We start from the raw sequence: 13,781 nt of genomic DNA, 5'->3' as shown, positions 1-13,781 counted from the left end.
TTTGTTCCCATCTTTTCTCACATTCCCTGACAGGAGTCTCCATGAGTGCCATCGTTGACCTCACCGCCCGCGAAATCCTCGATAGCCGCGGCAATCCCACAGTCGAATGCGACGTGGTGCTGGAAACCGGGTTTATCGGCCGCGCCGCCGTGCCGTCGGGCGCATCCACCGGCACGCGCGAAGCCATGGAGCTGCGCGACGGCGACAAGTCGCGCTTCGGCGGCAAAGGCGTGCTGCGCGCAGTTGAGCACATCAACACCGAAATCACCGAAGCGGTGATGGGCCTGGACGCCACCGAGCAAACCTTCCTCGACCAGACTCTGATCGACCTCGACGGCACGCACAACAAGTCACGCCTGGGCGCCAATGCCATCCTGGCCGTCAGCATGGCCGTGGCCAAGGCGGCCGCCGAAGAAGCCGGCATGCCGATCTATCAGTATCTAGGCGGCTTTTCGGCGCGCGAGCTGCCGGTGCCGATGATGAACGTGATCAACGGCGGTGCCCACGCCAACAACAGCCTGGACATGCAAGAGTTCATGATCATGCCGGTGGGCGCGCCCAATTTCCACGAGGCGCTGCGCTACGGCGCCGAGGTGTTTCATGCGCTCAAGGGCATCCTGAACGATCGCGGCCTGCCGACCACCGTGGGCGACGAAGGCGGCTTTGCGCCCAACGTGGCCAACCATGAAGCCGCGCTGCAACTCATCGTCGAAGCCATCGAGAAGGCGGGCTACCGTCCGGGCGAGCAGATCGCCATCGCCCTCGACCCGGCTTCGAGCGAGTTCTACAAGGACGGCAAGTACCACCTCGAAGGCGAAGGCCTGGTGCTATCCACCGAGGAAATGGTCGATTTCTACGACAACTGGCTGGGCAAATATCCCATCGTGTCCATCGAAGACGGCCTGGCCGAACAAGACTGGGACGGCTGGAAGCTGCTCAACTCCCGTCTGGGCAAGAAGGTGCAGTTGGTGGGCGACGACATTTTTGTCACCAACACCTCCATCCTGAAAAACGGCATTGCCGACAAGCTGGCCAACTCCATTCTGATCAAGGTGAACCAAATCGGCACCCTGACCGAGACCTTCGCCGCCATCGAAATGGCCAAGCGCGCAGGCTGGACCGCCGTGATCTCGCACCGCTCCGGCGAAACCGAAGACAGCCTCATCGCCGACATTGCCGTAGCCACCAATGCCGGGCAGATCAAGACCGGCTCGCTCTCGCGCAGCGACCGTATCGCCAAGTACAACCAGTTGCTGCGCATCGAAGAAAACCTGGGCGAGACCGCCCGCTTCCTCGGCCGCGACGTGTTCTACAACCTGCGCTGATTTCATCGCACACGGCTGGTCGTCATGCGCTGGGTCACCGTTCTGCTCGTGAGTTTGCTGCTGTTGCTGCAGTGGCCGCTGTGGTTCGGCGAGCGGGGCTGGTTCGCGGTGCAACGGCTGGAAAATCAGCTCAGCCAGCAAGAGCAGGCCAACGCGCTGGCCCAGCAGGACAACGACCGCCTAGCCGCCGAGGTCCACGACCTGAAAGCCGGTCTTGGCGGTGTTCAAGACCAAGCCCGTCGCGAAATGGGCATGGTCAAGCCCGACGAGATTTTTGTGCAGATCGTGCCGCCCGCGCGGGCGGCCAGCGCCAGCGCCCGATAAAAAGGGGCCCGGAAGCCCTCAGTGGTGTATGAGTGGCCTGTGAGTGACGTATCAATGACGTACTGATGCCACCGGCGGTTGAACCAGGGTGTTGACAAACACTTGAGCCGCATCGATGGCATCAAAGGCATAGCCCTGACCGCAGAATTCGCAGCGCACATCCACCTCGCCGCGCTCCGCGATAATCGACTCCACCTCCTCGCGCCCCAGCATGCGCAACATGCCCACAACGCGATCACGCGAACAGGTGCAGTGAAAACGCGGGGTCTGCGGCTCGAAAACCCGGGCACCCTCTTCCCAGAACAGGCGCCTGAGCACTTCCTCAGGCGCGAGCTGCAGCAGTTCATCGGAAGTCAAGGTTGCCGCCAGATGGCGGGCACGCTGAAAGTCCTCGTCGGGTTGTTCCGCCCCCTCGGCGGTCTGTTTCTCACCGGGCATGCGTTGCAGCAGCAGACCGCACACAGCCTCGTCGTTGCTGGCCAGCAGAAGCAGCGAGTCGATCTGCTCCGATTGCGCCAGATACTGTTCCAGCATGGCAGCGAGCGACGGCAGCGTCTGACCGTGCTCATCGGTCAGCGCCACGATGCCTTGGTAGGGCTGCAGGCCAGATTCGGGATTGCGCGGATCAAGGGTGATGGCGCAGCGTCCTTTGCCATCTGGATTGACCAGCGACGCCAGGTCTTGGGGCAAGGCCGCAGCCTCCTGCAAATCGTCGGCCATCTTGGCCGTTGCCCGCAACCCGAAGTCGGGCTGACACTCGGCGACTGCGAGCTTCAGCGGGCCGTCGCCCTGAATCTGCAAAATCAAGGCGCCATCGAATTTCAGGCTGCCCGCCAGCAAGGCGCTGGCCGCCGCCATCTGCCCGACCAGTGCGGCGACCTCCTGCGGATAGGTGCGGCGCTTACACAGTTCGGCCCAGGTGGACTCCAGACGGACGAGAACACCGCGCACATGGCCCGTGCCCAGCATGAATTTGACAAGTTGATCGCTCATGAATGCATTAGTTGAAGTTCTTGGGCAAAGCGCTGGGCGCGCTCGACGTAGTGTTCGGCACTGCCTTTCAGCGCGGCAATGGCCTCGGGCGTGAGTTCGCGCGCCACGCGTGCGGGCGCACCCAAAATCAGCACCCCATCAGGAAACACTTTTCCCTCGGTGACCAAGGCGCCGGCACCCACCAGGCAATTGCGGCCAATCTGCGCGCCATTCAAGACCACCGCGCCAATGCCGATCAGGCTGCCCTCGCCGATGGTGCAGCCATGCAGCATGGCCTGATGGCCGATGGTGACGCGCGGCCCTACCGTGAGCGGATAGCCGGGGTCGGTGTGAAGCACCGAACCATCCTGCACATTCGATTCCTCTCCGATCTCGATGAGTTCGTTGTCACCGCGCAGCACGGCCGAAAACCACACGCTGGAGCGCGGCAGCAGCCGCACTTTGCCCATGACCTGCGCGCCTGGCGCCACATAGGCATCGGCGGCGATCTCGGGGCGCCAGTCGGCGAATTGGTAAATTGGCATGATGGATCACTCCAGAAAAATCAGGCCATGAACTGGCAAATCCCCCGGCTTGAACCGGGCGATGACTTTCCGCCCGCATCGCAGGCGCTCCCCGCATTGTCGCCGTTCCCCGGCTTGCTTGCCGTGGGCGGGCAACTCGATGCCGACACCCTGGAGCGGGCCTACCGGCAGGGTATTTTCCCCTGGTTCAGCCCGGGCGAGCCGCTGCTGTGGTGGAGCACCGATCCGCGCATGGTGCTGCGGTCCGAACAGTTGCATGTGACGCGCTCGCTGAAAAAATCGGCACGTCGGTTCGGTCGCAGCGCCGATTGGCATCTTCGGATCGACACCGCCTTCCCCCGCGTGATGCAGCAGTGCGGCGCGCAGCGCGCCGACACCGGCACCTGGATCACCCCCGACATGCTTCAGGCCTACACCACCCTGCACACGCGCGGCCTGGCCCACAGTTTCGAGCTGTGGGAGGGCGATGCGCTGCGCGCCGGTCTGTACGGCGTGTGCATCGGCCGCATGTTCTACGGCGAATCCATGTTCACCGAGGTGAGCGATGGCTCGAAAACCTTGCTGATGGCGCTGTGCGGGTTTTGTCTGCGCCACCGCATCGACCTGATCGATTGCCAGCAGCAGACCGACTATCTGGCGCAGATGGGCGCTGCGCCGATCGCGCGCGATGCGTTTTTGCACCATGTGGCGCAAGCCACAAGGCAATCGGCCGTACCGGGCTGGCAGTATGATGATTCAACCTTTCTCACCGACTGCGCACGCTGGCTGTGACCCATCCCAAAGAACTTCCACTCACGACCCTGCAGTTCTACGCCACGGCAAGTTACCCGTGCAGTTACTTGCCGGGCCGCATGGCGCGCTCGCAGGTGGCCACGCCCAGCCATCTGATCAATGCCGATGTGTACTCCGATCTGGTGCGCGCCGGCTTTCGTCGCAGCGGTCTGTTCACCTACCGCCCGCAGTGCGAAGACTGCCAGGCCTGCCTGCCCATCCGCGTGCTGGCGGCGCAGTTTTCGCCCAACCGCACGCAGCAAAGAGCCTGGAGGCGACATGGCGATCTCTCGGTGCGAGTGCTCAAGCTCGGCTTCATCCCCGAGCACTATCAGCTTTATCTACGCTATCAGGCCGCGCGCCACACCGGCGGCGGCATGGATCACGACAGCATCGACCAGTACGCCCAATTTCTGCTGCAAAGCCGGGTGAACACCCGGCTGGTCGAGTTTCGAGCCCCCGCGCAGGCTGGCGCAGAGCTTGGCGCCCTCAAGATGGTCTCGGTGGTCGACGTGCTGTCCGACGGCCTTTCAGCGGTGTACACCTTCTTTGAAACGGCGGACGCCGGCACCAGCTACGGCACCTACAACATCCTCTGGCAGATCGAGCAGGCGCGCTCCATGCAGTTGCCGCATGTGTATCTTGGCTACTGGATCGCGCACAGCCGCAAGATGGCCTACAAATCCAATTTCACGCCGTTTGAAATCTACCGAGACGGCGGCTGGTTCAACCCGCTATCCGCAAGCGTTTGACCTCCGCGGTCACCCTGCCGCCTTGCCCTTGGCGCGCTGTGCGAACTGCTGTTTGAAGGTTGCCTGCGACGGCACGGGCAAATCGCGGTAAGCGGTCCACCCCGAGGCGCCTGGCAGGTTTTGCACGCGCCTGCGCTCGCCCCCCATCAGCCGCAAGACCCTCGACGCCAGCCGCGCCCCCGGCCGATACAGCCAGGAATGCCGCGCGGCATAGCTCCACAGCCTCAAGGCCCAGCGCTCCATGCCCGGCCGCATTTCGCGCTCGAATTGCTGTTCGCGCATTTTGCGCAGCAGATCGGGCAGCGGGATTTTCATCGGGCATACGACCTGACATTGCCCGCATAGCGTGGCGGCCTGCGGCAAATCCTGCGTGCTTTCAAGCCCCTGGTAACTCGGCGTCAGCACCGACCCCATCGGCCCCGGATACACCCAGCCGTAGGCGTGCCCGCCGATTTTCTGATAGACGGGGCAATGGTTCATACAGGCGCCGCAGCGTATGCAGCGCAACATCTCGGCAAACGCACCGCCCACCAGACTGGTGCGTCCGCCATCGAGCAGCACCACATACATATGCTCCGGGCCGTCGCGGTCGCCCTCGCGCTTCGGGCCGGTGAGCACGGAGAAGTAGTTGCTGATGGTCTGCCCCGTCGCCGAACGGGGCAGCAGGCGCATCACCGCCGCCAGGTCTTCGAGCGTGGGCAGCACCTTCTCCACCCCGGTCACCGCGACATGCACCCGCGGCAGGATGGTGCACATACCCTCGTTGCCCTCATTGGTGACCAGGGCGACGGAGCCGGTTTCAGCCACCACGAAATTGCCCCCGGTAATGCCCATATCGGCCGACAGAAACTTCGCTCGCAGCACCTCGCGGGCCTCACGGGTCATCTCGGGGATGTCGGTCTTGCGCGGCGTGTGGTGCGTGCGCGCGAACAGATCGGCGATCTCCTCTTTGTCTTTATGCACCACGGGCGCAATGATGTGCGAAGGGGGCTCGTTACCATTGATCTGCAGGATGTACTCGCCCAGATCGGTCTCCGTCACCTGCACGGCTGCGGCTTCCAGCGCCGCGTTCAAGCCCATTTCCTCCGACACCATCGACTTCGACTTGATGGCCTGCTTGCAATCATGCTTTCGGGCGATCTGCACCACCAGATCGGCGGCTTCCTGCGGGGTTTGCGCCCAGAGCACCGTGGTGCCGCGGCGCTGCGCTTCGGCTTCGAATCGCTCCAGCCAGACATCGAGCGCCTTCAGCGCCACGTTGCGACGATTCACCGCAGCATCGCGAATCTGCTCGAACCCGTCCAGCGCAGCGATGGCCGCTGCCCGGCCGGTCACAAACTTGGTCGAGAGTTTCTTGAGGTTTTGCTGCAAACGCTGATCGGCCAGCTTCTGGCCGACGCGCGCCTTGAAATGCAGAGTCTGTGATTCCATGATCAGCGCTTTCCACTCAGCACTTCAGCGATATGAAGCACCTGAGTTGTGTGGTCTCCCTGCCGCCGCAGCCGTCCTTCGATTTGCATCATGCAGCCCAGATCGCCCAGCACCACGGCACGCGCCTTGGTCGCCTGAATATTGGCGCACTTGTCGTCGGCAATGGCGGCGGAAATATTGCCGTACTTCACCGCGAAGGTACCCCCAAAGCCGCAGCACTGCTCGCATTGCTCCATTTCGCACAGACTGAGTCCGGGCACGAGCGACAGCAGTTGGCGGGGCTGTTGCTTGATGCCCAATTCGCGCAAACCCGAGCAGGAATCGTGATACGTCACCTCGCCCTCGAACGCGCCGGGCACCTCGGTCAGATGGGCCACACGCACCAGAAAGTCGGTAAGTTCAAACAGACGCGACTGTATGGCGGCGAAACGACGCAGCAAATCCGGCTGGTCTTTGAGCACATCCGGGTAGTGTGTCTTGATCGTGCCCATGCAGGAGCCGGACGGGGCGACCACGTAGTCGAACGACTCGAATTCGTCGAGAAACTTTTCCGCCAGAGCCAGAGTCGTGCGGTGGTCGCCCGAGTTGTAGGCGGGCTGCCCGCAACAGGTCTGCGCCATGGGCACATGCACCTCGAAATGCGCCGATTCCAGCAACTCGACGGCCGCCATCGGAATGCTCGGCCGCATGACATCGGCCAGACAGGTAATGAAGAGACCTACGCGTTTTTTCATTCCCGCATTATCAGTCGGCTGACTGGTGACTGGCTGACGAACCACGCTGGCTGAACTACGAAACGAACTGCAAGGCCTCGCGTTTTTCCGATATACAAAAGACTGTTCCAGCATATAAAATTTTTGCGATGCAGCATTCTTCTGTTTCCCGCAAATCCGAACCGCTCGCAGCACCCGCCGAACCCACCATCCAGGTGCTCGGGCGAGTCTTTGCGTTGCTGGACGTTCTGGCGCAAAACCCCGATCCGATGCAACTCAAAGACATCGGCGCCGCAACCGGCCTGCACCCATCCACGGCTCACCGCATCCTCAACGATCTGGTCGTTGGCCACATGGTCGAGCGAGTTGAAGCCGGCACCTACCGCCTGGGCATGCGCCTGCTCGAATATGGCAATCTGGTCAAGGCGCGTCTGAGCGTGCGCGACGCGGCGCTCGGCCCCATGCGCGAACTTCACCGACTGACCCATCAGCCGGTCAATCTGAGCGTGCGGCAAGGCGACGAAATCGTCTATATCGAACGCACCTACAGTGAACATTCCGGCATGCAGGTCATTCGATCCGTGGGCGGGCGGGCGCCCCTGCATCTGACCTCGGTCGGCAAACTCTTTCTGGCAGCCGACGAGGTGGCCCGCGTCAAGGCCTACACCCTGCGTACCGGCCTAGCCGGGCAGACGCGCAACAGCATCACCAACCCCCAATTGCTGGAGCGCGAATTGAGCAAAGTGCGCCACGACGGCTTTGCGCGTGACAACGAAGAACTCGAACTCGGAGTGCGCTGCATGGCGGCCGGCATTTACGACGACAGCGGCGCTCTGGTGGCCGGCCTGTCGCTCTCGGCACCGGCCGACCGGCTGATGGAAGACTGGCTGGAAAAGGTGCAGCTTACGGCGCAGCGCATTTCGGCCGCGCTCGGCTACAAAGGCGCGCGGCGCTGATTCGGCGACCGCGCCCCAAAACGCGCGGTGTTGAACTCACTCGCCAAGGTCGGCGGATGACGGCTTTTCCACAAAGGCGGTCCGCACCAAGGCCGCGGCGTTTTCCGGCCCTCGGGCAGGCAACGCCCCTGTACGGGCAACCGGATCATGCAGGGCGTCGAAACCCTTGGCTTCCAGCCAGGTACGGATGCGCTGGGCATCGCCAAAATGCGAATACTTACCCCACGCATCGAGCAGCACCACAATCACTCGGCGCCCTTCAAACTTGGTCTGCAGCACCAGGCAATGCCCCGCTTCGTTGATGTAGCCGGTTTTCTGCAGCAGGATGTCCCACCCGCGGTTGAAGACCAGATGATCGGTATTTCGGAATTGCAGTGTGCGCGGGCCGACCTCCACCTCGCTCTCGGGATGGGTGGAAAACTCGCGGATCAGGGGATAGTGATACGCCGCCTTGACCAGCAGCGCGAGATCATGTGCGGTCGATTCGTTCTGCGGCGACAGGCCGGTCGGCTCCACGTACCGCGTGGTATTCATGCCCAAAGAACGCGCCTTGGCATTCATCGCAGGTATGAAGGCCGCCAAGCCCCCGGGATAGTTGCGCGCCAAAGCATGCGCCGCCCTGTTTTCAGAGGACATCAGGGCCAGCTTGAGCAGTTCTTCCCGCGTGAGTTTCGTGCCGGGGCGCAAGCGCGAGGAGCTCCACTTCAGGGTGTCGATATCGGCATCGGTGATTTCGATGATCTGATCCATTGGCTGATGCGCATCGAGAATCACCGCGGCGGTCATCAGCTTGGTGAGTGAGGCAATCGGGCGCGCAGTATCGGCGTTCTTGCTCAAAAGCACGCGATCCGTTCCCTCGTCAACGACCAGAGCGGAACCCGAACGCAAACTCAGCGGGTCGTCGTTCGCTGCAGTGGACTTTGGCGAGATCTGCAATTCATCCGTTGCGCGCACCACGGATGAGGCCGCCCCGGTCATCAGGGCCGTTTTCAAAACGAGCGGATCCGGACGGCGTTTCTCAGCGGCAAGCCGCGTGGCTGGCAATTGACCTGTGCGCGCCTCCTTGTTGCGCACAGTCACAGCGATACGCTTGGACGCCGCGGCCTGACGCAACTTGGCCACGATCGGTCGGGCACTGGGATGCGCGCGCTTATCCACCGCAACCCGCCGAGCCTCTCGCTCTTTCGCTGTGACTTTCCTGACCGGCTCAGTCTTCGCCTCGGCTTTGCCGCGTTTCTTTGAAAGACCAGCTGATCGCACTTGATGAGTTGATCGTGTCGCTGGTTTCTTGGCGACCTGCTTCTGAGCAGTCGGCCGTTCGGTCGTTTCTTTGCTGATCGCCGCGAAAGCGGGCGTCGCGATCAAGGACAGGGCGAACAACGCCGCCACCAGAACGCCCGGCCAGTACAACAGAGCGCCCCCGAGTCTCCCCTTCGGCGTCCATCTTCCCAAGAAGGTGAGAACCCCTTGGGAAGGCCCATCGTGTTTCTCAGGAGAGTGAAAAAAGGAAGACTGCATGATGACCGCAAGGCAAGATGAAAATAATGTGACCAGCCTATCAAAGGCTGCAATAACAAGCAAGATCAAAAACTTGGCTTGTGTTTCTCAAGTGGCGGCTAAACGCAGCACGTTCGCAGCCAAAGCAAACGGCCCGCTGCGTTGAGCGGGCCGCTTTTATGCGCTGCAATCAGCGAGTTCAGAACATCTTGTTGTAGTTCGCCAGGCCCGGATTGCCCTTCACGCCGATGAGCTTGGGCTCATTCACCTTCAAGGGCTTGATGACCTTCTGGTGCTTGAGATACTCCTCGACAATATCCCAGATCGGCGGGTTGTCGGGTGTTGCGCTGGCCTGCTGAACCGGCGCCCATCCCGCGACCTTATAGGTCTTCTTGGGATCGAGCGGCTTGCCGCCCAGACGCATGTCCTGAATGCGGTTGCCCATTTTTTCTTTCGGGGCACAGCTGTACTCCAACGCGCCCAGACGCACCATGTCACCACCCTGCTGGTAGTAGGGATCCGGATTGAACAGGTTGTCGCAGACGTCTTCCATCACGTTCTTGACCGTCTCGCCCGTCATCTCGGACAGGGTGCAGTACGGATAGGTGATGGCCAACTGCGTCATCATGTCTTCGCGGGTGATAGGAGAGTTCGGCAGCAAACTTCCGCCCCAGCGGAAACCCGGCGAGAACGCGAGATCGCCACCACGAACGGCCAGCATCGCATCGACCACCAGTTGGTCCCACGTACCGTTGAAATTGCCACGGCGATACAGCAAACCTTCGGTGTGCGCCAGCACTTCGGTCAGTTTGCTTTCGTACGGCGCCCGCACCTTGGTGATCAAGGCCTCCATTTCAGGGTCGGCTGGCAACAACTCGGAGAACACCGGCAGGAGCTTGTACTTGTAGCCCACCATCTTGCCACCGCGAACATCGAAGTCCATGACGCCCATGAACTTGCCGTGAGAGCCAGCGTTGGTCACCAGGGTCATACCGCCAGAAGGACGGCGGATTTCCACCGCGACGGCCTCGCCATCATGGGTGTGCCCACCGAAAATGCAGTCGATGCCCTCCACCAGACTGGCCATCTTGCGGTCGACGTCCATACCGTTGTGAGAGATCACCACAACCAGTTGGGCGCCCTTCTGCTTCACTTCCTTGACCACCTTTTGCATGTGGTCGGTATCAATGCCGAAAGTCCAGTCGGGGATCAGATAGCCGGGATTGGCGATTGGCGTGTAGGGGAAAGCCTGCCCGATGATGGCGACCTGTACGCCATTCATCTGCTTCATCACATAGTTCGGGAAAACCGGGTCGCCGAAGTCCGCCGTCTTCACGTTCTGCGCGACAAAATCGATCTTGCCCTTGAAATCCTTGTTGACGATCTCTTTCACGCGGTCTTGGCCGTAGGTGAATTCCCAGTGCGCCGTCATCACGTCCACCCCCAGTTTCAACTGAGCGTCGACCATGTCCTGTCCCTTGGTCCACAGCGATAGGGCTGTGCCTTGCCAGGTATCGCCGCCGTCGAGCAACAAGGCGCCCGGCCGCGAAGCCTTCAATTGCTTGACCAGGGTCGCGATATGGGCATAACCACCCATCTTGCCGTACTGCTTGGCCGCGCGCACGAAATCGAGATAGGTGAAACCATAAGACTCACGGGTATTCGGCTTGAAGCCGACCCGCTTCAAATAATTCGTGCCCACAAGGTGGGGCAGGTGCCCTTCCATTCCGGCAATACCGATATTCACATTCGGCTCACGAAAATACACGGGACGCAAATGCGCGTGACTATCCGTCATGTGCAGAAAATGCACATTGCCACTCTTGGGCGGGTTGTACAGGCTTTTGACTTCCGCGGCGGTTGCCTCGCGGGTCATGGGAAAACCGGTGGCCGCAGCAGCTGCCAATACACCCATAAATTCACGACGGGTCAGGCTCATTCAAATATCCTCATCAAAAAAATAAAAAACCCGCCAAATCAATAGCGATCAGGCGGGCGCCACTCAAATTAAGTTTCTTATTATTAGTTGGCGTTAACGGGAGACTTCGGATCCATCAGAAGCGCCATTACGTCCTTCATCTGCTGCTCGGTCAGAATATGGTGCGCCCCAAATGAAGGCATCCAGCTGCATGCGTTGTAAGCTGAAGAATCATAAATCCGACCCCAGGTGTACTTCAGGATGGCCTCGCTATTGCCGCGAAGTTTTCCGTAGTCCACCAGTGAAGGGCCGATATTGCCTTGCGAAGGATCATTCTTGACCATTTCATGGCAGGCCAGACAATTTCCGCCGCTAGGCTTGTCAGGATTGTCACTCCATTGCTTGCCCTTGCCGTCCTGTGCAATCTTCAGGCCCGCCTTCCAGTCTCCCAGGAATTTACCATCCTTGGGATAGGCGATACCCGCCATAGCCTCAGATTCGAGTTTTTTGCTCATTTCGGCAGGCATGGGTTTTCCGAGATACTCATATTTAGAGCACTCATACTGCTGCTTGGTCTGAACCAGGCGATCTAGTTTAGCTTGTCCCTTCGGGGCAAAGTCATTTTTCAGAATGCTCTGAAAGGAGGCTGTCGCAAACGGGTTGCCCCCCTCAGAGGCGGATTGATTCATGCCTGCGCAGCCGCCAAGAACTCCGGCCGCTGCCGTCATGAGTACGAACAAAGTGGTTCTTTTCATGTTGTCTCCTCAGGTCTCAGCGCTTGAACGAAGGCGTGTGCAGGGTAGCGCCATTCGAATTCACACCCATGTAGGTAATCAGGTCGATGACCGCATTCGAAGTCATCTTGGGCATGGGGAAGCGTTGTTGACGGAAGCAAGCCAGCATGCGCCATTCAAGCGTACGAGCTACACCTTGCGAGTTGGGGTAAGCTGGCCATGTCGCGTAAGACACTGCAGCGCCCTTGGGCCCAGTGTCAACGAGATCAGGCAATGCGGAGATTTTGATCCGCTTATCCTTCTCGGAGTGACAGGTGGCGCAAGAAAAACTGAAGGGCCCGCCACGATAGAAGAACAGCTTTTTACCATTCTCATACGCCAATTTTTCTTCCGGCGTGTTTTGCGGAATGGCGATTTTCATATTGTCAGATTCATGGGCAACATACATCGCCATGTTGACCAGCGGTGTCGCATTGCCGCTTTCTTTGGCGAAAGCATCATGCTCAGCTTGCTGCTCAGTAAAGCCTTGCAGGGTTTCCATGCAGGTAATCAGGCGGGACTCCAGATCTTGCACCTTGCCGGTGTCAGCAAAGTAACGCGGAAGCTGGGCATACGCACCCTTCAGCACCCCGGGACCAAGGCCCAGATTGCATTGTTCCATCGAGGCATTTTTTGGGCCGCGTTTTTCGGTCCAAAGTTTTTTGCCGTCATCGATATTGAAATCAGCGGGGTTACCGCCCATTTCGTTCATCAGGGCTAGATATTGATTGCCCTCATTGGTCAGTGAAGCCGCATTTGCCTGTACGGCAAATCCTCCGACCCACAGCATGGCGGGTAGCGCAACCCCGGCCAAGATGGCCGTCTTTTTTGTACGGTTTCTCATAGTCTCCTCGCAGCGGTGAATAAACCAGAATGCGCAAAGCCGTTCGGCTTCGCGCATGAGATGCATCAAGACACCGTGGTGTCTGCAGTGGACGTATCGCCCTTGTTATCGATCCAGGACACAGTCACTTTGTCACCGGCTTTACCGCCCTTGAAACGGAACTCCAGGAACGGGTTTTTGGAGATGGCCGTGCCCCAGTCGCAGGTCATCACGGTCTTGTCCCCATTTTTGCAGGTGACGGACTGAATGAAGTGGGCGGGAATGATTTGGCCAGCTTTGTCTTTCAGCAGGCCGGTCTCTTCGGGGTGGGTCATCAGAACGCGAACGACCACAGCGTCGCCTTCGACGTTCGCCCGCATACGCATCGGAAATGCCATCGTGTTACTCCTTAAATAGGTGTGTTGCTGGAATCAGCAAAATTCAAAACGGTATCAATAGATCGGGTTGCTGGATCGCGTGGGATCGGGTTGCCGCAGGCTAATCAGCCGCCGCAACCACCCAGCGTGACCTTGATCTCTTTTTTGCTGAACAGCAGCTTGTCGCCAACCTTGGCCACGGCATAGACGTTGGAGGTCTGCGCCATTTTGACGCGGGTGGCCACGTTGGGCACCGAAGCGTCGGTCATGTTGAACATGCCGGCGAGGACCGTCGGGTTCTTTTCGATCACGATACCCAGCGCGGTGGTACCGGCTGCATTGCTTTTCACACCCACGGGCACAACAGCGCCGTTTTCGGCGATGTCCGGACCGATGATGCTGACATCGGTGCTTTCGGTAGGCGTTCCACCCCAGATCTTGGCCGCGTCGGCAAACGACTTGGCTTCGAACAGGGGCGCATTCCAACCCGGAGCGTCAGCAGCCAGGGCAATATTGGGCATGAGACCAGCGGTTGCAGCAACGCCCAGGGCGGCTGCGCCTGCACCAATCTGCATGACCTGGCGACGAGTTTGATTCATCAGTC

The 13,781-nt window shown here is 60.1% G+C and carries 16 protein-coding genes; 6 read left to right on the top strand and 10 right to left on the bottom strand.

Features of this window, described 5'->3' with window-relative positions:
- The first annotated feature begins 41 nt into the window (after positions 1-41).
- Both eno and ftsB read left to right on the top strand, forming a co-directional pair.
- Complete coding sequence (gene eno, locus B7X30_RS02340) at positions 42-1,325, top strand: phosphopyruvate hydratase (RefSeq protein ID WP_276706690.1); 1,284 nt, start codon at positions 42-44, stop codon at positions 1,323-1,325.
- A gap of 24 nt (positions 1,326-1,349) precedes the next feature.
- Positions 1,350-1,649: a cell division protein FtsB gene (gene ftsB / locus B7X30_RS02335; RefSeq protein WP_013106559.1), complete on the top strand. Its 300-nt coding sequence runs from the start codon at positions 1,350-1,352 to the stop codon at positions 1,647-1,649.
- A gap of 51 nt (positions 1,650-1,700) precedes the next feature.
- Here ftsB and hslO read toward each other — a convergent pair whose 3' ends face one another.
- Together hslO and B7X30_RS02325 are read right to left on the bottom strand one after the other, a co-directional pair.
- The gene (gene hslO, locus B7X30_RS02330; RefSeq protein ID WP_276726998.1) at positions 1,701-2,642 is read right to left on the bottom strand and encodes an Hsp33 family molecular chaperone HslO; all 942 of its coding nucleotides are present in this window, start codon (positions 2,640-2,642) and stop codon (positions 1,701-1,703) included.
- A complete protein-coding gene (locus tag B7X30_RS02325; protein WP_013123827.1) occupies positions 2,639-3,166 on the bottom strand; it encodes a gamma carbonic anhydrase family protein in 528 nt (175 codons plus the stop codon). Before B7X30_RS02325 ends, hslO begins: the two co-directional genes overlap by 4 nt.
- Positions 3,167-3,193: 27 nt before the next feature.
- Here B7X30_RS02325 and aat point away from each other — a divergent pair, with 27 nt between their 5' ends.
- Both aat and B7X30_RS02315 read left to right on the top strand, forming a co-directional pair.
- Entirely contained in the window at positions 3,194-3,937 is a 744-nt protein-coding gene (gene aat, locus B7X30_RS02320) for a leucyl/phenylalanyl-tRNA--protein transferase (RefSeq protein WP_276726995.1), read from the top strand.
- Positions 3,934-4,689, top strand: a complete 756-nt coding sequence (locus B7X30_RS02315) for an arginyltransferase (RefSeq protein WP_286728821.1) — start codon at positions 3,934-3,936, stop codon at positions 4,687-4,689. Before aat ends, B7X30_RS02315 begins: the two co-directional genes overlap by 4 nt.
- Before the next feature lie 9 nt (positions 4,690-4,698).
- On the opposite strand, the gene B7X30_RS02310 is transcribed toward B7X30_RS02315, so the two are convergent.
- Together B7X30_RS02310 and B7X30_RS02305 are read right to left on the bottom strand one after the other, a co-directional pair.
- Positions 4,699-6,120, bottom strand: a complete 1,422-nt coding sequence (locus B7X30_RS02310) for a LutB/LldF family L-lactate oxidation iron-sulfur protein (RefSeq protein ID WP_286728820.1) — start codon at positions 6,118-6,120, stop codon at positions 4,699-4,701.
- A gap of 2 nt (positions 6,121-6,122) precedes the next feature.
- Positions 6,123-6,854, bottom strand: coding sequence for a (Fe-S)-binding protein (locus B7X30_RS02305; protein ID WP_286728819.1), 732 nt, complete (start codon positions 6,852-6,854; stop codon positions 6,123-6,125).
- Between the two features lie 128 nt (positions 6,855-6,982).
- On the opposite strand from B7X30_RS02305, the gene B7X30_RS02300 reads away from it, so the two are divergent.
- Complete coding sequence (locus tag B7X30_RS02300) at positions 6,983-7,789, top strand: IclR family transcriptional regulator (RefSeq protein WP_013106566.1); 807 nt, start codon at positions 6,983-6,985, stop codon at positions 7,787-7,789.
- Between the two features lie 36 nt (positions 7,790-7,825).
- On the opposite strand, the gene pbpG is transcribed toward B7X30_RS02300, so the two are convergent.
- The gene (pbpG, locus tag B7X30_RS02295) at positions 7,826-9,307 is read right to left on the bottom strand and encodes a D-alanyl-D-alanine endopeptidase (RefSeq protein ID WP_286728818.1); all 1,482 of its coding nucleotides are present in this window, start codon (positions 9,305-9,307) and stop codon (positions 7,826-7,828) included.
- On the opposite strand from pbpG, the gene B7X30_RS02290 reads away from it, so the two are divergent.
- Entirely contained in the window at positions 9,306-9,452 is a 147-nt protein-coding gene (locus B7X30_RS02290) for a hypothetical protein (RefSeq protein WP_286728817.1), read from the top strand. The genes pbpG and B7X30_RS02290 overlap by 2 nt on opposite strands.
- Before the next feature lie 33 nt (positions 9,453-9,485).
- Here B7X30_RS02290 and soxB read toward each other — a convergent pair whose 3' ends face one another.
- From soxB to soxY, 5 genes are all read right to left on the bottom strand, one after another.
- Positions 9,486-11,225: a thiosulfohydrolase SoxB gene (gene soxB / locus B7X30_RS02285; protein ID WP_286728816.1), complete on the bottom strand. Its 1,740-nt coding sequence runs from the start codon at positions 11,223-11,225 to the stop codon at positions 9,486-9,488.
- A gap of 83 nt (positions 11,226-11,308) precedes the next feature.
- A complete protein-coding gene (gene soxX, locus B7X30_RS02280) occupies positions 11,309-11,959 on the bottom strand; it encodes a sulfur oxidation c-type cytochrome SoxX (protein ID WP_156054673.1) in 651 nt (216 codons plus the stop codon).
- A gap of 16 nt (positions 11,960-11,975) precedes the next feature.
- A complete protein-coding gene (gene soxA / locus B7X30_RS02275) occupies positions 11,976-12,878 on the bottom strand; it encodes a sulfur oxidation c-type cytochrome SoxA (protein ID WP_232054309.1) in 903 nt (300 codons plus the stop codon).
- A gap of 8 nt (positions 12,879-12,886) precedes the next feature.
- Entirely contained in the window at positions 12,887-13,198 is a 312-nt protein-coding gene (soxZ, locus tag B7X30_RS02270; RefSeq protein ID WP_013106571.1) for a thiosulfate oxidation carrier complex protein SoxZ, read from the bottom strand.
- Positions 13,199-13,302: 104 nt separating this feature from the next.
- A complete protein-coding gene (gene soxY / locus B7X30_RS02265; RefSeq protein ID WP_013124560.1) occupies positions 13,303-13,776 on the bottom strand; it encodes a thiosulfate oxidation carrier protein SoxY in 474 nt (157 codons plus the stop codon).
- Between the last annotated feature and the right edge of the window lie 5 nt (positions 13,777-13,781).

This window comes from Thiomonas sp. 13-64-67 (genome assembly GCF_002282795.1).
Lineage (GTDB): Bacteria > Pseudomonadota > Gammaproteobacteria > Burkholderiales > Burkholderiaceae_C > Thiomonas > Thiomonas arsenitoxydans.
The sequence above is the reverse complement of the archived record's forward strand: the minus strand, read 5'-3'. Positions and strand labels throughout refer to the sequence as shown.